This window comes from Gordonia spumicola, assembly GCF_009932475.1.
GTDB classification, from domain to species: domain Bacteria; phylum Actinomycetota; class Actinomycetes; order Mycobacteriales; family Mycobacteriaceae; genus Gordonia; species Gordonia spumicola.
Genome location: NZ_BJOV01000005.1, coordinates 469952 through 489881, shown reverse-complemented (window position 1 = coordinate 489881; position 19930 = coordinate 469952). Strand labels below are relative to the sequence as shown.

Annotated in this window: 20 protein-coding genes and 1 tRNA gene; 12 read left to right on the top strand and 9 right to left on the bottom strand. The window is 66.8% G+C overall.

Annotation, left to right across the window (positions count from 1 at the left end):
* The first annotated feature begins 48 nt into the window (after positions 1–48).
* The 3 genes from GYB83_RS13485 to GYB83_RS13475 are packed head-to-tail and all read left to right on the top strand — an operon-like array spanning position 49 to position 4744.
* Positions 49–1950, top strand: coding sequence for an amidohydrolase family protein (locus GYB83_RS13485; RefSeq protein ID WP_161895964.1), 1902 nt, complete (start codon positions 49–51; stop codon positions 1948–1950).
* Positions 1947–3263, top strand: coding sequence for an MFS transporter (locus tag GYB83_RS13480; RefSeq protein ID WP_161895963.1), 1317 nt, complete (start codon positions 1947–1949; stop codon positions 3261–3263). The genes GYB83_RS13485 and GYB83_RS13480 overlap by 4 nt, the downstream gene beginning before the upstream one ends.
* Entirely contained in the window at positions 3260–4744 is a 1485-nt protein-coding gene (locus GYB83_RS13475) for a pyridoxal phosphate-dependent decarboxylase family protein (RefSeq protein WP_161895962.1), read from the top strand. Before GYB83_RS13480 ends, GYB83_RS13475 begins: the two co-directional genes overlap by 4 nt.
* Before the next feature lies 1 nt (position 4745).
* Here GYB83_RS13475 and GYB83_RS13470 read toward each other — a convergent pair whose 3' ends face one another.
* From GYB83_RS13470 to GYB83_RS13455, 4 genes are all read right to left on the bottom strand, one after another.
* Positions 4746–5885 carry an acyl-CoA dehydrogenase family protein gene (locus GYB83_RS13470; protein WP_161895961.1) on the bottom strand — a complete coding sequence of 380 codons (1140 nt, stop codon included), beginning with the start codon at positions 5883–5885 and terminating at the stop codon, positions 4746–4748.
* 125 nt (positions 5886–6010) lie between these two features.
* Positions 6011–7273 (bottom strand): L,D-transpeptidase, encoded by a 1263-nt coding sequence (locus GYB83_RS13465; protein ID WP_161895960.1) that lies wholly within the window; start codon positions 7271–7273, stop codon positions 6011–6013.
* A gap of 279 nt (positions 7274–7552) precedes the next feature.
* A complete protein-coding gene (locus GYB83_RS13460; RefSeq protein ID WP_161895959.1) occupies positions 7553–8791 on the bottom strand; it encodes a glycosyltransferase 87 family protein in 1239 nt (412 codons plus the stop codon).
* Between the two features lie 25 nt (positions 8792–8816).
* Complete coding sequence (locus tag GYB83_RS13455; RefSeq protein ID WP_161895958.1) at positions 8817–9284, bottom strand: hypothetical protein; 468 nt, start codon at positions 9282–9284, stop codon at positions 8817–8819.
* Between the two features lie 127 nt (positions 9285–9411).
* On the opposite strand from GYB83_RS13455, the gene GYB83_RS13450 reads away from it, so the two are divergent.
* Entirely contained in the window at positions 9412–10224 is an 813-nt protein-coding gene (locus GYB83_RS13450; RefSeq protein ID WP_161895957.1) for a hypothetical protein, read from the top strand.
* A 9-nt stretch (positions 10225–10233) separates the two neighbouring features.
* Here the strand turns inward: GYB83_RS13450 and GYB83_RS13445 are convergent, their stop codons facing one another.
* Positions 10234–11064 carry a DNA adenine methylase gene (locus GYB83_RS13445; protein WP_161895956.1) on the bottom strand — a complete coding sequence of 277 codons (831 nt, stop codon included), beginning with the start codon at positions 11062–11064 and terminating at the stop codon, positions 10234–10236.
* 309 nt (positions 11065–11373) lie between these two features.
* Complete coding sequence (locus GYB83_RS13440) at positions 11374–12600, bottom strand: tyrosine-type recombinase/integrase (RefSeq protein ID WP_161895955.1); 1227 nt, start codon at positions 12598–12600, stop codon at positions 11374–11376.
* 287 nt (positions 12601–12887) lie between these two features.
* On the opposite strand from GYB83_RS13440, the gene GYB83_RS23660 reads away from it, so the two are divergent.
* The 6 genes from GYB83_RS23660 to GYB83_RS13410 are packed head-to-tail and all read left to right on the top strand — an operon-like array spanning position 12888 to position 17771.
* Positions 12888–13124, top strand: a complete 237-nt coding sequence (locus GYB83_RS23660) for a helix-turn-helix transcriptional regulator (protein ID WP_228461474.1) — start codon at positions 12888–12890, stop codon at positions 13122–13124.
* Positions 13121–15262 carry a P-loop NTPase family protein gene (locus GYB83_RS13430; RefSeq protein ID WP_228461472.1) on the top strand — a complete coding sequence of 714 codons (2142 nt, stop codon included), beginning with the start codon at positions 13121–13123 and terminating at the stop codon, positions 15260–15262. Before GYB83_RS23660 ends, GYB83_RS13430 begins: the two co-directional genes overlap by 4 nt.
* 48 nt (positions 15263–15310) lie before the next feature.
* The gene (locus GYB83_RS13425) at positions 15311–15622 is read left to right on the top strand and encodes a hypothetical protein (protein ID WP_161895953.1); all 312 of its coding nucleotides are present in this window, start codon (positions 15311–15313) and stop codon (positions 15620–15622) included.
* On the top strand, positions 15609–16136 hold the full coding sequence (locus tag GYB83_RS13420) for a MobC family plasmid mobilization relaxosome protein (protein WP_161895952.1): 528 nt from the start codon (positions 15609–15611) through the stop codon (positions 16134–16136). Before GYB83_RS13425 ends, GYB83_RS13420 begins: the two co-directional genes overlap by 14 nt.
* On the top strand, positions 16133–17293 hold the full coding sequence (locus GYB83_RS13415; RefSeq protein WP_161895951.1) for a relaxase/mobilization nuclease domain-containing protein: 1161 nt from the start codon (positions 16133–16135) through the stop codon (positions 17291–17293). Before GYB83_RS13420 ends, GYB83_RS13415 begins: the two co-directional genes overlap by 4 nt.
* Positions 17277–17771 (top strand): hypothetical protein, encoded by a 495-nt coding sequence (locus GYB83_RS13410; protein ID WP_161895950.1) that lies wholly within the window; start codon positions 17277–17279, stop codon positions 17769–17771. The genes GYB83_RS13415 and GYB83_RS13410 overlap by 17 nt, the downstream gene beginning before the upstream one ends.
* Before the next feature lie 176 nt (positions 17772–17947).
* Here GYB83_RS13410 and GYB83_RS13405 read toward each other — a convergent pair.
* Both GYB83_RS13405 and GYB83_RS13400 read right to left on the bottom strand, forming a co-directional pair.
* Positions 17948–18020: transfer RNA gene (locus tag GYB83_RS13405), tRNA-Lys, on the bottom strand.
* Between the two features lie 89 nt (positions 18021–18109).
* Entirely contained in the window at positions 18110–18331 is a 222-nt protein-coding gene (locus GYB83_RS13400) for a DUF3618 domain-containing protein (RefSeq protein WP_161895949.1), read from the bottom strand.
* 99 nt (positions 18332–18430) lie between these two features.
* Here GYB83_RS13400 and bcp point away from each other — a divergent pair, with 99 nt between their 5' ends.
* The gene (gene bcp, locus GYB83_RS13395; RefSeq protein WP_161895948.1) at positions 18431–18904 is read left to right on the top strand and encodes a thioredoxin-dependent thiol peroxidase; all 474 of its coding nucleotides are present in this window, start codon (positions 18431–18433) and stop codon (positions 18902–18904) included.
* An 8-nt stretch (positions 18905–18912) separates the two neighbouring features.
* A complete protein-coding gene (locus GYB83_RS13390; RefSeq protein WP_228461470.1) occupies positions 18913–19533 on the top strand; it encodes a TetR/AcrR family transcriptional regulator in 621 nt (206 codons plus the stop codon).
* Here GYB83_RS13390 and acpS read toward each other — a convergent pair.
* Positions 19523–19927: a holo-ACP synthase AcpS gene (gene acpS, locus GYB83_RS13385; protein ID WP_161895946.1), complete on the bottom strand. Its 405-nt coding sequence runs from the start codon at positions 19925–19927 to the stop codon at positions 19523–19525. The genes GYB83_RS13390 and acpS overlap by 11 nt on opposite strands.
* Positions 19928–19930: the final 3 nt, after the last annotated feature.

Here is a 19930-nt window from a genome sequence, read left to right as displayed (position 1 = left end):
GAGCGAAAGCTCACAATTTGATCGATCGATCGACTACGTTTGTCGACCATGTACGTCTCACGGATGAAATGGCGGAGCTTCGCCGTCGCATTGTTGACGCCCGTCGTCGCCGTCGTGCCGCTGCTGACCCCGACGTCCGCCACCGCGACACCTGCCGAACCCGCGTACGACCTCGCGAACGGCTGCTTCACGATGTCGGCGATCGGCGGAGCCTCGCTGCCGAGCACGGGCCCGTCCACGGCGAAAGCGGCCGCACTCGGCAAGTTCCTGTTCTACGACACCGCGGGCACACTGCTGACCGCCGACGGTGCTCGGACCATCCGGAAGGCGGCGCCGACGAACGACGCGATCTGGAAGGTCGACCGGACCGGTTCCACCTACCGGTTCACGTCGTCCACGGGCCTGACCCGTTCAGTCCGCCTCACCCCGGCCACCGGATGTCGGGCCTTCCCCGAGGCGCAGATCAACGTGACCGGCGCACCGCACACCGGAACCGACGCGAACGGCGAGATTCGCGGGTTCGTCGACTCCCACGTCCACATCATGGCCGAGCAGTTCCTCGGCGGCGCCCTTCACTGCGGCAAGCCCTACAGCCCGCTGGGCATCACGGTTGCGCTCAAGGACTGCCCCGACCACTCACCGGACGGCATACCCGCCGTGTCCGAGCACGTCCTGAGCCAGCCCGGCCCCCACGACACCCGCGGCTGGCCGACGTTCAAGGGCTACCCGCAGTGGTACTCGCTCACTCACGAGCAGACGTACTACCGGTGGCTCGAACGCGCGTGGCGGGCGGGCCAGCGCGTCCTCAACAACTACTACGTCCAGAACCGCGCCCTGTGCGAGATCTACCCGCTCAAGGACGAGCCGTGCAATGAGATGGAATCGGTCCGCATCCAGCATCGACGCCTGCTCTCACTGCGCGACTACATCGACGCGCAGGCAGGCGGACCGGGTAAGGGCTTCTTCCAGATCGCGACCAATTCGCAGGAACTGCGCCGTATCGTCGCATCCGGAAAGCTCGCCGTCACCCTCGGCATCGAGATCTCCGAGCCCTTCGGCTGCGGCCAGGTGAACGGCAAGCCCTCCTGCTCGGCTGGCGACATCGACCGGGGGCTCGACGAACTGTGGGACATCGGCGTCCGGCAGGTGATCCTGACGCACAAGTTCGACAACGCTCTCGGCGGCGCCCGCATGGACGGCGACCTCACCGGCGTCGGTGTCGAGATCGGGCAGGCATACCTCGGAGGCGGCGTCTGGCAGACCGAACCCTGTGGCAAGGCGGGCAACGACAACCAGGCTCCGCTGCAGCCGAAGAACATGTGCAACGTCCGAGGTCTCACCTCGCTCGGCGAGCACGCGGTCCGTGCGGCCATGAAGCGACGCATCGTGATCGACGTCGATCATCTGTCGGCGAAGGCGGCTGCTCGCGTCCTGGACATCACCGAGGCCGCGCACTACCCCGGCGTCGTGTCGTCGCACACCTGGACCGACCCCAAGAACTACCGGCGAATCCTGGCCGCGGGCGGTGCCGTCGGCCTGTACGCGAGCGGTGCGGAGCAGACACCCGAGGACAAGCACAGCGAGTCGTTCGTCGATCAGTGGCGCGCGGTCCGAGCGGTCGCCCCGCGCGACCGCTACTTCGGCCTCGCGTTCGGCACCGACATGAACGGACTCGGCAAGCAGGCCGCGCCCCGACCTGGCGCCGACAAGAAGCCCGTGACCTACCCGATCACCATGCCGGACGGAAGCAAGGTGTACCGGCAGCAGACCGGTGTCCGCGTTTTCGATGTGAACAAGGACGGGACGTCCCACTATGGACTCGTGCCCGATTGGATCGAGAGCCTTCGCGTGAGTGCCGGACGGGATGGTGACGCACTGGTCGGCGATCTGTACCGGGCCGCCGAGATGTACGCCCGCCTCTGGGAGCGCGTCCAGGCCTACCGACCATGACGACCCTCCCCCGGAGAGTCGTCGGCGGGTACGCCGCCGGAAGTGTCGGCACGGGAGGCTTCGGCGTCCTGCCCGGCCTCGTCCTCGCGTACTACCTGACCGACACTCTCGGGGTGGCCGCCCTCATCGCGTCGATCGTCGTGGTGATCCCCAAGGCGATCGATGTGGTGATCAACCCGGTCATCGGCGCGGTCAGCGACCGAGCCGCCGCCACGACGGGCAGTCGTACGCGGCTGATGCGGCTCGGCGCATTCGCACAGGTCCCCGCGTTCATCCTCACCTTCAGCACGCCGCCGTCATTCGGACCCGCGGCCGCCGCCGCGTGGGTGCTGCTGTTCTTCACGTTGAGCGCGGTCGCCTACGCCTGTTTCCAGGTTCCGTATGTGGCGCTGCCGACCGAGTTGACACCCGACTACGACGAGCGGACCCGGCTCATCTCGGTTCGAATCGCCGTTCTCGCGTTGACGATCCTTGTCATCGGGGCCGGTGCACCGGCCGTGCGGGACGCGCTCGGCGGCGGCGCTGTCGGCTACCTGGTGATGGCGGCGGCCGCGGTCGCACTGATCGCCGCGGGTATGACGATCGCGACGTCGTTCGCCGCGACCAGGGCCCGCCCGGTGGTCGGCGCCGGTTCGGCCGACCTGCATCACCGGGACGCGTTCACGGCGTTCACCGGCAACAGCCACTACCGGATCCTCCTGACCGTCTACGTCCTGCAAGCCCTCGCATCCGCGGTCATGCTCGCGGGTGCTCAGTATGTGGCGACGTACGTGCTCGAGGACAAGGGTGCGTTGACGATCGTCTTCGTCGCACTCGTCGCGCCCGCCCTCCTCGTGATGCCGCTGTGGGTGCGGGTCGGCGTCCGATACGGCAAGCGGGCGGGGTTGCTGGCCGCATCGATCTTGTTCGGCGTCGCAGCACTCTGCCTGTCCGGGGCCGCCGCCGCGCCGGGGCCGTGGATCTTCGGTCTCGTCGCGGTCGCCGGTGTCGGCTACGCGGGCATGCAGACCTTTCCGCTCGCCATGCTGCCCGACGTGATCGACGAGGTGTCGCAGGATCGGGGACGCGACCAGGGCGGGGCGCTCTCCGGATTGTGGACGGCGGGCGAAACGCTCGGTCTCGCGTTGGGTCCGGGCGTCTACTTGCTCGTGTTGGCGGCCACCGGCTTCGTCTCGTCCAGCGGAGACGAGACCGCGGAACAGTCCGACCTCGCCCGTACGGGCATCGCGCTCGGATTCTCCGTACTGCCTGCGCTGCTCGTGGCGGGCAGCATCGCAGTCCTTCTTCGCTACGAACGAAAGGCGACACCGTGACCTCACCCGCCCGTGCCGTCGACGACGTCCTCGCCGACCTGCGTGCGCGCCGCGCGAGCGACGCCCCGACACACGGCGGCCGGATTCTGTCGTACGTCTACGATTCCGGACTCGCCGAGATCGATCGCCTCGCCGCCGACGCCTCGGCGCTCGTCCAGCCCGTCAACGGACTCGACCCGACGGTGTTCGGCTCGGTCGCGTCGTTCGAACGCGATCTGATCGCGTTCTCGCGCACCGCGTTCGGCTCGACCGACGCCGTCGGATCGGTCACCTCCGGCGGAACCGAGAGCTGTGTGCTCGCCGTTCTCGCGGCCCGCGAGCACTCCGGCACCCGCGCCGGATCGGGCAGCATCGTGATGCCGTCGACCGCGCACGCCGCATTCGACAAGGCCGCCAAACTGCTCGGCGTCACCGCGCGCCGGGTCCCCGTCGACCCGGTCACCACCCGCGTCGACCCCGCCGCGATGGCCGGCGCGATCACCGACGACACGTTCCTCCTCGTGGCATCCGCTCCGAACTATCCGACGGGCGCCCTCGACCCGATCGAGGCGATCGGCGCGCTGGCCCTCGAACGCGGACTCCCCCTGCACGTCGACGCCTGTCTCGGTGGTTTCGCGCTCGCCTGGTGGCCGGACGAGCTTCCGGCGTGGGACCTGCGCGTTCCCGGGGTGACGAGCCTGTCGGCCGATTTCCACAAGTACGGGTATGCGCCGAAGGGCGCGTCGATCCTGCTGCACGCCGACCGCGACCGGCATCGCAGCGCGTACTTCGCGACCACCGACTGGCCCGGATACCCGATCGTCAACGCGACCCTGCTGGGTTCCCGGTCGGCGGCGGGACTCGCGTCGGCGTGGGCGATCACCCGACATCTCGGGTCGGACGGCTTCGCCGACTTGGTCGCCGACATCGCATCGGCGGTTCGCGTGCTCGTCGACACCGTCCGACGGATCGACGGGCTGCGCGTCGTCGGAGAGCCGAGCGGCCCGGTGTTCGCGGTGTCGGCCGACACCGAGGCGGCCGATCCGATCGATCCCCACCGGTGGGCCGACGAGGTCTCCGCCCGCGGCTTCACACTGCAGGCTCAGCCGGGATTCACGCAGGCAGACGGGTCCGTCCTGCCACCGAGCACGCATCTCACGATCACGCCGGTGACCGCGCGGATCGTCGATGATCTCGCCGCCGCCCTCACCGACGCCGCAGCCACCGCTCGTGGCCGCGAACGGGCGACGGCTCCGGCGGCGCTCGTCGAGCTGAGCTCAGCGTTCGCCTCCGGAGCCGTGACCGTGGACGATGCGCTCGGCCTCGACTCCGCGACGACCGAAGCAGTCCTGGTCGGCGCGGGCATCGACCCGCACACCGACCCCGCCGCCGCGTCTGACGCGTTGGACTTGAGCGCCGTGATCGCGGCGATCGACCTCTTGCCGAGGCCGGTCACCGCGAAGATGCTCACCGAGTTCCTCGCGGCCTTCACCAACCCTTAGCTCACAGCGCGCGGGAGATGATCTCCTTCATGATCTCGTTCGTGCCGCCGTAGATCATCTGGACGCGGTTGTCGGCCCACATGCGCGCGATCGGGTACTCGTTCATGTAGCCGTAGCCGCCGAACAACTGCAGGCAGGTGTCGGCCACCTGCATGGCGCGCTCGGTGGTCCACCACTTCGCCATCGCCACGGTGGGGATGTCCAGCTGCCCGCGCAGGTGCTTCTCCATGCAGTCGTCGAGGAAGACGCGCGCCACGTGCGCTTCGGTCGCGACCTCGGCGAGCTTGAACTTCGTGTTCTGGAAGGCGAAGACGGGCTTGCCGAACGCGGTGCGCTCCTTGGTGTAGGCGAGGGTCTTCTCGAGCGCGACCTCCATGCCGGCCACCGATGCGACGGCGATGATGAGGCGTTCCTGCGGGAGCTGCGTCATCAGCTGGATGAAGCCGAGGCCCTCGGAGTCGCCGAGCAGGTTCGACTGCGGGATCCGGACGCCGGAGAAGTTGAGTTCGGCCGTGTCCTGGCCGCGCATGCCGACCTTGTCGAGGATGCGGCCGCGGCTGAAGCCGTCACGCTCGGTCTCGACAAGCACCAGGGAGATGCCCTTGGCGCCCTCGGAGGTGTCGGTCTTGACGACGACGATCACCAGGTCGGCCTGGCCGCCGTTGGTGATGAAGGTCTTCGAACCGTCGATGACGTAGTCGTCGCCGTCCTTGACCGCCTTGGTCTTGATGTTCTGCAGGTCCGAGCCGGTGCCGGGCTCGGTCATCGCGATCGCGCCGACGACCTCGCCGGACGCCATCTTGGGCAGCCAGGTCTTCTTCTGCTCCTCGGATCCGTAGGCGAGGATGTAATGGGCGACGATGCCGTTGTGCAGGCTCTGCCCCCAGGCGGAGTCGACGACGCGTGCCTGCTCTTCGATGAGGACGGCCTCGTGAGCGAACGTGCCGCCGCCACCGCCGTACTCCTCGGGGATCGACATGCACAGGAGGCCGAGTTCACCGGCCTTGTTCCACAGGTCGCGGTCGACGTGGTGCTGCTCGATGTAGCGCTCGGTGTTGGGCGCCACTTCCTTCTCGCAGAACGCACGCGCCATCTCGCGAAGGGCGGACAGATCCTCGGTTTCCCAGGACGGACGAGCCATGGTGTTCATACCAATCTTCGGTGATTTTTTTGATCGCCGCGATCGTAACACCGACCAATGACAAGGTCCGGTGGGGATACCCCACCGGACCTCATCGGAGTTCGGAGACTCGTCACAACGACGGGCTAGTCGTTGGCGTTGCCCTTCTTCCACGTCGACCACGGAATGTTCCAGTCACCGAGGCCGTCCGTGCCCGGCAGCGGGTCGCCGACCGTGTTCTTGACCGTGACCGGGTCGCCTCGGAGCGTGTTGCGCACCACCCAGAGCGCGTCGTCCGGACTCAGGTTGAGGCAGCCGTGGCTCGTGTTCGTGTTGCCCTGCGCCCACACCGACCACGGTGCCGAGTGCAGGTAGATGCCGCTGTAGGACATCTGCGTGGCGTAGTCGACCGGCGTGCGGTAGCCCTCGGCCGAGGTCGACGGGACGCCGTACGTGGACGAGTCCATGATGATGTTGTCGAGGCGGTCGCCGATCATGTAGATGCCGTTGTTGGTGGGCGTCGAGTCCTTGCCCATCGACGTCGGCATGGTGCGGATGACCTTGCCGTTCTTCTTGACCGTCACCATCTTCGTGTTGTCGTCGGCGAACAGTTCCAGGTCGCGGCCGACCTTGAAGCTCGACGACTCGTTCGACTCGCCGAACATGCCCTTGCCGAGATCGATGCCGAAGATGTCGACCTTCACGCTGACCTTGGTGCCGGGCTTCCAGTAGTTCTCCGGACGCCAGCGGACTTCCTGGTCGCTGATCCAGTAGAAGGCGCCCTCCACCGACGGGTTCGCGGTGATCTTGATGGCGTCCTGCGCGGCCTTGCGGTCCGAGATCGACTCGTCGAAACGGACGCCGACGGTCTGCGCGACGCCGACGGTCTCACCGTCCGGCGGGCTGATGTACGCGGCGGTCTTGCTCTCGGGAGCGCGCGTCGTGAACTTGGTCGTGTTGGTGGTGGTTCCGCCGACACCGACGGCCTTGGCCTCCACCGTGTACGTCGAGCCGTAGCCGAACGGCTCCGCGCTGGTCCAGGTGGTCCCGTCGTCGCTCAGGTTGCCCTTGATGTAGCCACCGCTGTTCTTCTTGATGCGAACGTCGGAGATGGCTCCCTCGCTGGCCTTGACCACGACGGGTCGGCCCGGCTGGACGCCGACGTTGCTCTTCGACATGTCGGTGTCGGGATTGTCGGTGGACGAGCTGGAGAGCAGCTTGCCCGACTCGTCGGTGACCGAGATAGCCGGCTTGATCATGTCGCCGAACTCGCCGTTGCCGCGCACGTCGCCGCTGTATCCGGTGACGCTGCTGCATGCCGACAGGAATGCGATCGCCGCGACCATCAGCGCGACGACGGAGGCCGCTTTGACGCCGGGTCGGCGCACGCCGCTCCGAGTGATGCCCATCTTGCTCCCAAAACTGTGTAAATCCGTAAACGGACCGTGATTCCGTTTTCTAGATTGTACGAGACGCTCACCACGTTTCGCATATCCGACGCCGCGTGACTCACCGCACTCCGGGCTGGTCCCCGCACCGCGCTTTGGACGACACCTGACGTCGCCGCAGGTCATTCATGGTTTCTTGCGCATGAATGCCCTCGAGAGGGGCTCGGCGCCGTCCGATCCGCACCCCGGACACCGGCGAGAATCACGACACGGAACATTCATCCGAACGACGGAACGGTATCAACCACGGGTTGAGATTCGGGCCCCGGCCATCACCACGAGCAGGCACAACCCGGCCAGGGGCACCGCGTCGACGAGTGCAAACTCCCAGGGAGAGTACGACAGCTCCGCTCCCCCGCCGCTCGGCACCGTCTTGCACAGACCCGTGATCGCGCTGACGACGAGCACCGCGGCCGGGATCCGGATCAGGATGCGCCAGGGCCGCGGCCAGGTCGCGTCGATCGCGACCAACCATGCGAGCAGCGCGGGGATCAGGACGAGATGGTGATACCAGGTGATCGGACTGACGAGATAGATCGTCAACGAGCCGAGCACCACGGCCCCCACTCGGTCGCCGCCGCGCAGGGCCGCCGTCGTGACGTACATGCCCGCGACGACGGCGACACCGACCAGCAACCACCGGAGGACGGACGCACCGTCCATTCCCGCCACGCGATAGGCCGTGCCGACGAGCGACTGGTTCCACGCGTACCACGGGTCGCCCGGCCGCGTGGTGTCCCACAGCCAGCGCGTGTAGTAGTCCCACGTCTGCGTCCACGTGACGGATGCGCTCAGTACGACGGTCGCGACACCGGCCAGCACCCCGTTGCGGGCGCCGCGCCAGTCGCCCACGAACAGCCGGGGAATCAGCAGCAGCGCGGGCGTGATCTTGATCCCCGCGGCCACCCCCGTGAGGACGCCGGCCCGCCACGGACGCTTGGAGCCCCAACCCAGGAAGTCTTCGACGACGAGCCACGCCAGGATCACGTTGACCTGCCCGAACCCGATCGTGCCGCGTACCGGCTCGGACACGATCGACAGCATCAGCAGGGCCGCCGCGGCGACGAACGCCACCGCGTCCCGATGGGCCGACGCCCACGGCGCGCCGACCCGGTCGACGAGCCCGCGCGACACGAGCAGTCCGGTCCGCGCCGACGCCAGGACCGTCCCGAACGTGAGCAGGCCGGTCGCCACCGTCGCGGGCAGCAGGTCGAGGACGCCGAAGACCACGGCCGCGAACGGCGGGTAGGTGAACCAGAAACCGCCCTGCCAGCGGGTGACGTACAACGACGACGGATCGGTGAGCACAGCGTGCCCGCCGTCCAGGTAGATCCGGGTGTCGAACAAGGACCACTGCGCACCGGCCAGGCCCGGCACCTGGACCGCCACCGCGATGACGACGGCCGCCGCGAACGCGAGTCTCGCAGTCGCCCGAACCGCGTCGGTCCGGGTCACCTCGTCCTTCACACGATCCGACACCTCTACACACTAGCCACCGGTCGGGTCAGAGGGACACGGCCACGACGAGCATCAGCACGACAGGCACGATGATGAGCGCCATGATGCCGAGGAAGGCCGCGAGCCCCTTCCGCTTCTGCTTCTCGTGCCCCATCGAACCCGTGGTGAACTGGTGCATCGGCGCCGCGTAGAACACCGGCACCCGCTGTCCCGGCGCGATGGTGAAGTCCATCGACGCCTGACCGTACCGCCGCATCCACTGGGCGTACGCCTCGATGTGCACCGGCCCCGGCTGCATCGGCACCTGCTGGTATCCGTACGACGTCGGGATCCGGTACCCGTTGATCACCACGTCGGGCGTGATCATGTTCGACGTCATCACGCTCCCCTGGATGGTGAGGTCGATGTATCCCTGCGGATACTGCGGCTGGGAGTACTGGGCCTGGGGGTACTGGGCTTGCGGATGCTGGGCCTGCGGGTACTGGGGACCGGTCGGCTGCTGTGGCGCGTTCACGCCTGTAACTGATACCCGGTGGCGCCGACCACACTCACCCCGGGGTCGCCCGATCGGTCGACAACCATTCGAGGCACGACCCGAGAATGCGAACCCCTTTCCGGACATCAGGGCTACCTTGCTAGGCGTGAACAACACGCGGGCGGTCCGGGACCGCGAACTCAATCCGACCGAGATCGAACGGATGCGCCTTCTGCTCAGCACCTTTCGCGACGGATCCGGTCAGCGAGTCAAGAATGTCGACGGGTCGATGCCCGACTATCTCGGCTTCGAGCGCGTCACCGCGATCGTGCTCGGCGGCACGACCAATGAGAGCAAGCACATCTTCGACGTCGTGGCGCCCGGTGGTCCCGACCGTCTGCCGTGGGGCGTGTCCTGCAAGATGGCGTCCGAGGCATCGGCCAAGAGCAACTGCTGGTTCATGGAGCTGTCGAACTCGGCCAAGTACTTGACCGCTGCCATTGAGAACCGGGGCGTCGACTGGCGGACGTCGCCGGAGAAGGCCGGCCCGATCCTGGTCGGAACCGTCAAGTCGTGGCACGAGGCAGTCCGGCGCGAGTTCGACGTCGACGCCAGCAAGTACCTGCTGCTCACCCACGACAAGGCGTGGCGAGAGTTCCAGATCATCAGCTTCGGCATGGACATCGTGCACGCGGTGGACCCGGCTGCCATCGATTGGCGTGTGGAGGGCAAGAACGCGGAGGAGGGTGACCCCTCGTCGGTCGCCGGGTACATCGACACCGACAGCGGACCGCTCCGCTTGTGGCAGTGGTACGCGCGGTCGGGCGGACAGCTGAAGTTCTACCCGCCGAAGGGCTGGGAGGAGTGGAGCAGCGTTCGGTTCGAGCTGGAGGTCGCCCCGGTCCACGACCTGCAAGCCAAGGCCGAGGAGTACTGGCCGAACCTCTGGGGCGAACTCGATCGCGCCCGACCCGAATGAACCGGGGGGCTATTCGTTGATCCAGAGCACTTCCATGCGCTGGGCCGCCTTCTCCACTTTGGGCGGCTTCACCAGAACCTTCTTCCAGCCGACGAGCTTCTCGTCGTAGAGGCGGTTGGCGTAGCCGGAGATGACGACCGGCCCAGGATGGGCGACCAGGGCGTCGAGCATCTCCACGTGGTCCTCGACGGACATCTCGCTGGCGTACATCTTCTGCGTGCGAGTCTCCATCAGATAGGGCGGATCAGCGTAGATCAAGGTGTCGGCAGTGGCGAATCGACGGATGACCTCGATTGCCGGCCGGTTCTCGATCTCGGCGTCCTTGAGGCGCATCGCCAGCTCGGAGAGCTCCTTCGGAACCTTCTGCCAGCGCAGCGACATGCCGCCGGCGCGCTGGCGTGAACCGCGGTTCTTCCATCCGGTCTTCTTCGCCAAGTCCGAGGCGTGGGCTTGCCAGATCCTCGTCACGAAGCGACGGGCATCCTCCAACTCGTCGCCGGTGACCAGGTGACTCTGGTCGTACTCCTCACGGCTCCACGGGGTCGTCTCCAGTGCGAACAGCAGTTCGTCGGTCCGGTCGCGCAAGACTCGGAAGAAGTTGACGACGAGACTGTGACTGTCGTTGATCAACTCGTGCCCGCTCGGCCCCTTGGTGAAGAACACTGCGCCGGAACCGAAGTAGGGCTCTATGTAGTGATAGTGCTCGCCGAAGTGGCTGACGATCTCGCCGGCCAGCGACCACTTGCTGCCCGGGTACCGGAGAGCGGCCGAACGTCGCTTGGGAGGTTCGATCACCTCGTCGGCGTCGAACAGTGTGCCGATGCCGGCCGCAGCAGTCATAGCGTCAACGGTAGCCTGCGGGCCCGACAGAGCGCGCTCGACACCGATGGACTTCTCGACTCGTGCGGGTCAACCAAAGAGGTCAGGCCCCTGCCGGATTTCTCCGGCAGGGGCCTGACCTGGTGTTGTGGTGCGCCATCAGGGACTCGAACCCCGAACCCGCTGAGTGTGCCCAATACTAGCGACGAATCCCCTGGTCAAGAACGGGTAGTGCCTGTTCATAGCGTCCCGGGTGTGCTCTTTAGCGCCCCGCAGCGACCTGGTAGTTTCCCGCAGTGTCCCGGCATTAGGGAGTAGATACGGGAGTAGCTACTCTCCGACGACGCGCAGCCGCCGTTCCTTGGCGGCGGCGACCATCGGCGACAGGTCGACCTCGGCGGCGACGTAGTGGGCAGCGTTGACCGCCTCGGTGTGACCGAACCACTCGGCGCGCACGTGGGCGGGTAGGTGGTAGTACAGCGTGTTGAGCGTGGTTCGCCATCCGTGCGAACGAATGTCACTTCGCAACTCCTTGATCCCCAACTCGTCCGCCAGGGACACGTACAGCCGCTCGATCTCGCGGGTGCAATTCCGTCGGTCCCACAGTTTTGCCTTGTCAGCGGGCGCACCGAGTATGTAGGAACCGGCCGGGGTGTCCTTCCTCAGCGCCTTCACCCGTTCGGCGACGCGATCGTCGAGGACGGTGAACGTGATCGGCCGCTTCCGCTCCCCCTTCAACTTGGCGGCGGGGACGACCACGTTCACGCCCCCGCTGGCGTTGTCGATCACCTCATGCGGCTCGATCTGGCGGGCCGATCCGAGTCGCATCCCCGTTGTCATCAACAGCAGCGTGATGTCCACGGCACCCCGGATCTTCTCGCGGGCGGCTGCCCTGCTGCGCGGCGGTAGCTCGACGGCGTCGGCGTCGAACGCGAGCAGATGGTCGAGCAGGCGGTCGTAGTCGGCTTCGGCGAGGGCCACATCGTTCGCCGTCTTCGTCGTCGTCTTGTTGGTGCCGAGGTCGATGTCCATGTCGGCAAGCGGACTTTGCACGATCAACCGATCGCGCTTCATCTGCCCAAACACCCAGCGGTTCAGCACATTTCGCGCCGTCTTCGCTGACGACGACCCGCTCCGCTCGGCGATCGCCAGCAGCGCCCCCTCTGCGACGCGGAACTCGATAGCCTTGGCGATCGCGAGCTTGCCGAGTTCGGCGTCGAGCTGGTTGAGCGACCTGCCATACAGGGCTTTACTGCTGTCGCTGAGCTTCGACGATCCGGCGACGGCGGGCCGCACCACCTGTTCGATGTAGTCGCTGAGCTTCGACGCCTTGGTCCATCGGCCGCCGGTGGTTCCGGCCTTCAGCTCGGCGAGCTTGGCGCGAGCCTTGGCGCGTGCCTCACCAGCGGTATTCCCCTGGTGTCGCTGCTTTCTGGGCGGTCCGCCGTCGTACGGCCACCACATCCAACGGATCATCCACACCCCGTCAGCCTGTCGCTTCGGGGTCACCTCGTCGATCGAGTCATCCCCGGGTGCGTGCTTCGCTGTGTTCGCCACGAATTAGAGAGTACATCTCACCTCTGACAAATGAGGTTCGAGTCGTTGCGGGTCGCTAAGAGGCGCTGTAAGGTGGCTCTTGCAACGAGCGTGATCCTGCTTTGCATGATCGCACGCTCCGGCGCGGTGAAGGTGCTCATGCGGCACCGATGAACTGGCGACATCGGGCGGCCACAGGGTGGTCGACCGGTGTACTAGGCCCGGGGCACGCGGCGGCCCCGTGGCCGGTGCGTAGACACGACGAACGTCCCCTGGGACGTGATCGCTCCTCACTGAGGAGATCCGTCGTGTCCACGACCACCCCGAAGAAGTTCTTGCTCACCACGGCCGAACTGGCCGAATCCATCGGCGTCGCCCCGAAGACGGTCCGCAACTGGCGTACCCAGGGACTCGGCCCCGCGTTCGTCCGCCTGTCCCCGAACGACGTTCGGTACGACCCTGCCGACGTCGCCGAGTGGATCGCCGCCGTCAAACGCAGCGGATCGATCAAGGCCGCCCCGCTCACCACCGGCGGTGCCGCATGACCACCGACACCCCCGCTTCCATCGGCGTCGACTGGACCTGTGTCCGCATCCCGATCACCGCAACCGATTTCGAAATCAAAACTGATTCGGATGCAGGCGTCACTTTTGACGACTCCGAAGTCTCCCCGGAAACCATCGATGGCCTGCACTTTCACCCACCTATGCGTGCGCGCCACTTCTTGGGTTGGCGCGCATCCGTTTCTGAAACGGATACGGTAGCCGCGCTCGAAACCACGGCAAATGCGACACCGCTGGAAACGGATGCAGTCGACTTCGCCGATTTGGATGTACCCGGCGCGGACCCGAGCGACGACGTGTCGCCGGTCGTCGTGGTCTCCACTCCCGAGCAGGTGGCCGAGGCCCGCGCGTTCTTCGCCCGTGCCAAGGCCGACGAGTCGGCCGCGCAGAAGCAGCGCACCCGCAAGGTCTCGCGGGTCTTTTCGGCGATGCAATATCACCGGAACCCGGCGACGGGCGAGGTGATGTTCACGCAGGAGCAGTTGGACGCCGGTCTCGCCGCGCTCGCCGATCGGCTGTTCCGGTGGGCGTACATCTGGCACGACCGCGACCGATTGGTCGAGGTAGACGCGGGCACGGGCGACGCGGTGTGTTGCGGGATCAAGGGCCTACACGCGCACCTGGTGCTGTGGGTCGCCGACGGCGACGGCGCGCGCCCGACGATCCGCACCGTGTCCGACGCGTTCGAAATCCCCTCGGCCAAAGTGCGGGTGCCCAACGAGGTCGACGAGATCGAGAAGCGCGCGGGTCGCGGCGCGGCTGAGAAAGTGTTCTTCGACCTCTGCGAATACCTGCCGCACGAGTCGCGAGGTTCAGGCGCCATCCCCGGTATCCACCAGCTCGACCGCCACTACCTGGTGGACAAGACGCAGCCGGGGAAGCCGGGCAAGTACCAGTACGGCCGGGGCCGGGTGGTCGCCAATTTCCACTTCGGTCGCGCGCTCGACACGCACATGGCGACCCGCCACAACGCGGCTACGGACGGCGGCACGGCGGCCCAGTTGAGCAAGTTGTACCAGGCGGTCGGCAACGGATCGATGAACCTGCGGCAGGTACGGGAGGCCGAACCCGCGATCTACTTCGCCAAGGGCACGATCGCGCACCTTCAGAAGTGCCGCGACGACTATTTGTTGAACGCGCCGCTGCCGCCGTTCCGCACGAATTACTACATCGGTGGGGCGGCTCGGACGGGCAAATCCACGGTGGCCCAGTTGTTCGCCCGCGCCCTCGCCCGGACCCTCTACCCGGACCTCACTGAGGATGAGGCGATCTACATGGTTGGGCGTCCGGGCGTGGCATTCCAGTCGTATGACGGTCAGCCGATCGTCATTTGGGATGACTACCGGCCGCTCTCGATCATCGAGGCGGTCGGCGGCGACGTGCGTCAACGCGACTCCATTTGGCCGGTCTTGGACATCTCGCCGAAGCGGGTCGAGGTGAACAAGAAGTTCGGTGCGGTGACATTGTTGAACGCGGTCAACATCATCACCGGCATTCAGTCGTACGGGGAATTTCTCGATGGCCTCGCGGGCGAGTACACCGACAAGAAGACGGGCGCGCGGGTCGAGGTCGAGGACAAGAATCAGGCCTACGGCCGGTTCCCGTTCGTCAGCGAAGTGACCCCGGAGACGATCAGTTTCTACCTGAATCGTGGCTTCGCTGGCCGCTCCGGCTCGTACCAGGATTTCGATCCGGTCGCCCGGATCAAGGCGAACATGGCGCGTGTCATCGACGCCCTCGACGCCCTGCCGACCGAGGAAGCCAAGGAGCAATTTCGCCTAGCGGCCGGACAGAAGATGTTGGGCGGAATGGTCCAGGCACACCTCGAACTCAGGTCTGCTCCCGAAGCTCTGACGGTCGACGGCGCGCTCGCCGAGCTGGAGGCGACGACGGTCGTGCAGACGGCCGACGACATCGCCGCCGAGGACGCTGAGAACGAGCGACAGCGGGCCGCCGCCGAGGCCGCCCGCACCGCTCGACACGCCGCGCACCGGACTTATCACGAGGCCGACCCGGCCGCCCCCGCGAGCGCGTGCACGTTCGATCACGGCGACCACGCGTGTACGTGGGACCCGGCCCGCGCCGGGTTCGATCCGTGGCGCGTTCCCATGCCCGCGTAACCCCGATTCATCAACACATCAACACATCAACAACGAAGGAGAACCATCATGACGAACACCAATCTCGACCGACTGATCGCCGACGCCGAGGCTCGCGTGGCCGCGTTGAAGGCGAAGCAGGAGAAGGCGCGGGAGCGCAAGGCCAAGCCGGTCGGCTTGGCACTGATCGACCATCTCGACGGCCCGCTCGACGCGTTTCTGGACGCCGCCGCTGACTTCCACGCTGAGCACCATGTGACCACGGCTCGACGTGCGAAGGCCGCCGCCAAGCGCGCCGAGGCCAAGGCCGCCAAGGACGCCGCCGAGGTCTCGACGGCGACCTCCTCGAACCCGTTCGGGGGCCGTCATGACGACCACTGAGCGACCGCAGGTCGCGACTCCCGCCCGCAGCGCAGCGAGGACGGGACCGGCGGTAATTGGACGGCGACGCGAAGCGTTGTCGGACAATTACCCTGCTGGCCTTGAAACTACGTCCGCCACAGACACCGCTCCCGACGCCCTCGACGGACGCCGCGACGTTCGCCTGACGCAGCGCTACAGCGCGGCGGAGGCGAGCGCCGTGGAGGCGCGTGCCCGCGCCCTCGGCGTGAAGCCGGGGGCGTGGGTGCGGGCGGTGGTGCGCGACGCCCTCGACGCCCGCAGGGCGGAGGTGGCGGCGCTGCACGGTTCGGCCGCGACGCGGCCGGACCCGCAGCGGGCGACGGCTGTCGAGCAACTGCGCCGGGTCGGGGTGAATCTCAACCAGCTGGTGCGGGCGATCAATGCTGACGGCGAGCTGACCGACCACGTCGAGGACTTGCTCGACGCGGTCGAGGCGGTGCGCCCGGCGCTCAACGGCGTACGCGCCGAGTTCGGCGATCGGACCCGACTGTGAGCGGTGTGAACGTCAGGTCGTCGCGGAGTGCACAGAGCAGCGTCGACTACGCCCTCTACGGCGGTACCGAGCAGGCCGAAGCAGGGGCACCGAGTCGAGCGGCGGCGATGTCGTCGTCGCTCGGCTCCCCCGCCGAGTTCGTGGCTCGCGCCGAGGCGCACGGTCGGAAGATTCAGGCGTACAGCTACACCCAGAACTTCCACCCCGACGAGTTCGACGTGAACAACCCGGATCACGTCAAGAGAGTCAACGAGTTGGGCCGGATGCTGGCCGAGGACATGCACTCGGCCGACTATCTCGTGGTGACCCATACGGACTCGAAAGGCGGTCATCTTCACAACCACATCTATGTGGTGAACGACGACCTGCTGACCGGCGGCTCGCTCCAGCGGAACACCTCGTGGCGTCACGGTGTGTGGCAGACGAACGACGCCGTGATGTTGCGCGAAGGGTGTCGGGTGCAGGCCTCTCCGATGGAGGCGAAGCAGACGTGGAGCCAGCGCCGGGAGACCTTTAAGGCGGGCGGCTTCGAGCAGACGTTGGGCGACAAGGTGGCCGCTGCGTTGCGTGACCCGCGCTCGGTCGACCGTGAGCACTTCGAGGTCGTGCTCGCCGAACACGATGTGAAGCTCGCGATCACCGGTCGCGACGGCTGGAGCTACAAGATGCGCCGGGCTGATAACGGCAAGCTCGGCCGCAAGAAGGCGTCGGGGCTCGCCCCCGACTTCACCGCCGAGAACGCCCACGCGGTGTTCGACTACCACGCCCAGCGGGCACAGACGAAGGAGAGCAATCGTGAGTCTCTTGGACGAGATGAAGCAGCAGGACCAGCAGCAGGATCGAGTGGCCGAGACCTCGGCCGCGTTGGCGTCGTTGACCTCACGCCAGGGCGCGGTCGAGTCGCAGATCGCGGAGCTGACGGCAGCGGTGAACAAGTTGATCGACCAACAGGGGCTGACACGTCAGCAACTCATGACGATGGAGCGGACGCCGCAGCATCAGCCCAGCGCCACCTCAGGGTTCGAACCCGTGCAGAGAAGGCTCGACGAGATCGAGAAGACACTCGAAGTGCTGGCCGAGACCTTGGACGGCGCGTCGCTGAAGACGGCAACCGAGGCCCTGCGCAGCGAACAGAAGACCTTGGCTACAGCCGCTAAGCGCGCCACCGACGCCGCCGCGAAGGCCACCGAGGCCGCCGAGGCGACGAAGGCGGGCGCGGCCGAGGTCGCCACCGCCGGTAAGCGTGCGCTGAGCCAGGCGATCACCGCCACGGAGAAGCGCGCCGACGAGCGCGCCTCGGCCGCTGAGGACGCGCGGGCCGCCCGGATCGACAAGCAGCTCGCCGCCGCCGCCCGACTGGACGACCGCACGATGTGGGTCGGCCTGGGTCACGGCCTGGCCGCTGTGGCGACCGTGGGCGTGACCCTCGCAGGTTTCTGGATGACCCTCGCGTTCGCCGTCTGGGGGTGGCGATGGGCGATGAACGCTGAGGGATGGGCGCGCGGGCTGACGTTCGTGGGATTGATCGCAGCGACGGCTGGGATCGTCATCGCGTGCTATCACTCGTGGTCCTGGCTCGCTCCCCGCGTGCAAGTGGCGATCGACGCCTACGACAAGCGCAACCGCAAGAAGTAGATCCATCGGCCTGCCGCGACGAAGGAGTGGCCGGCCGATGGGCCGCCCCTGCGAGGGAAGTCCCGAACGGCGTCCCGCAGCGTCCCGCCAGACCCATTGGAGAGTAGATTCGGGAGTATCCGCCCTCGAACGAGAAAGCCCCTCACCGCGTTTCCGCTGGTGAGGGGCTTTCACTGTGCGCCATCAGGGACTCGAACCCCGAACCCGCTGATTAAGAGTCAGCTGCTCTGCCAATTGAGCTAATGGCGCTTGGCCTTGCGAGAAGAAACATTAACAGTAGATGCCTGCAGAACAAAAATCGGCTGGTCAGGGACTGTTTTCGCCCTTCTCGGGGCGCGTCAGCGGACGATCTTGATGATCACGACGGCGACGGTGGCCGCACCGGCGCCGATCAACGAGAACTTGACCGCGGGCGTCGAGAGGAGGGCCAGAGCCTTCGTCTTCAGATCGTCGGCCAGACGTTCCGGGTTGGCGCGCACCGCCAACTGGTCGAGCGTCTTGGCGAGCTCCTCACGTGCCTGTGCGATTTCGTTCTCGATCCGTTCGGTGTCCCCGGCCACGGCGTCTCCACTTCTTCTCGGGTGTCTGTGCAGGCAAGCCTACTTGTGCCGACCAGCCTATGAGGGGTTGCGCGCAGCACGATCGGATAGCCTGGCGGTATGTCGGAGAACGCACGCCTCGCCGTCGGCGACAAGGCCCCGGATTTCACCCTGCTCGACTCCACCGAGAAGCCCGTGTCGCTCGCCGACTACGCGGGTCGCAAGGTGATCGTGTACTTCTACCCCGCCGCGATGACACCCGGATGCACCAAGCAGGCGTGCGACTTCCGCGACAGCCTCGCCGAACTCAACGGGCAGGGCATCGACGTCGTCGGCATCTCCCCCGACAAGCCCGCGAAGCTCGCCAAGTTCGTCGAACGCGACGAGCTGACGTTCCCGCTCCTGAGCGACCCCGAGAAGGAGGTCCTCACCGCGTGGGGCGCGTTCGGGGAGAAGAAGCTGTACGGCAAGATCGTCCAGGGCGTCATCCGCTCGACGTTCCTCGTCGACGAGAACGGCGTCATCGAGGCCGCCCAGTACAACGTGCGCGCCACCGGACACGTCGCCAAACTGCGCCGCGACCTCTCCGTTTAGTGGAGCACGTGACGGGGGAACTCGTCCCCCGCAAACGGCCGACACAGGAGCGGAGTCGGCGCACGTTCGACGCCATCCTGTCGGCCGCACGCGACGTGCTCATCGACGTCGGCTTCGAATCGCTCACATGCGAACAGATCGCCCAGCGCGCCGACCTGCCCATCGGCACCATCTATCAGTACTTCGCCAACAAGTACGTCGTGGTCTGCGAGTTGGACCGGCAGGACACGACGGCCGTCAGCAACGAGCTCTCGGCGTTCGCCGCCGAGATCCCGTCGCTCAAGTGGCCGCAACTGCTCGAGAAGTTCCTCGACCACTTGGCCGAACTGTGGCGCACCGACCCCTCGCGACGCGCCGTGTGGCTCTCCGTGCAGTCGACGCCTGCCACCCGCGCCACCGCGTCCATCACCGAGAAGGTGCTCGCCGAGCAGGTCGCGCGCATTCTCGCGCCCCTCACGCCGACGTCCGAACGCGAACGACGTCAGATGATGGCCGAGGTCCTCGTCCACGCCGCCTATTCGCTCCTCAGCTTCTCCGTCCAGGAACCCCACGACCACGACAAGGTCGTCGGTGAACTCAAACGGATGCTCGCCGGGTATCTCCTCCTCGAGGACGCCGTCAGCCGCTGACCGGGCCCGGCTCCTCCAGGATCGCGACGGCGGCGGCCATGTCGCCGTCGTGCGTCAACGACACGTGGATCCGCAGATGCCCGATCTGCTCGGCGAGATCGCCGTGCAGCCGGACCCGAGGCCGACCGAACTGGTCGGACTGCACCTCGACCTCGTTGACCGCCGTCTCCGGGAGGACGGGCGCCAGACCGAACCGGCTCGACGACCACGCCTTGATCACGGCTTCACGCGCCGCCCAGCGCGCCGCGAGGTGACGGTCGTCGTCACCGGTCCGATCGGCGGCGTCCCGACGTTCGCCGACCGAGAAGCGGCCGGCGAACGTCGAACCGGGCGTCCGGAGCTGGTCGCCGAACTCCGACACCGACACCATGTCGATGCCGACGCCCACGATCATGCT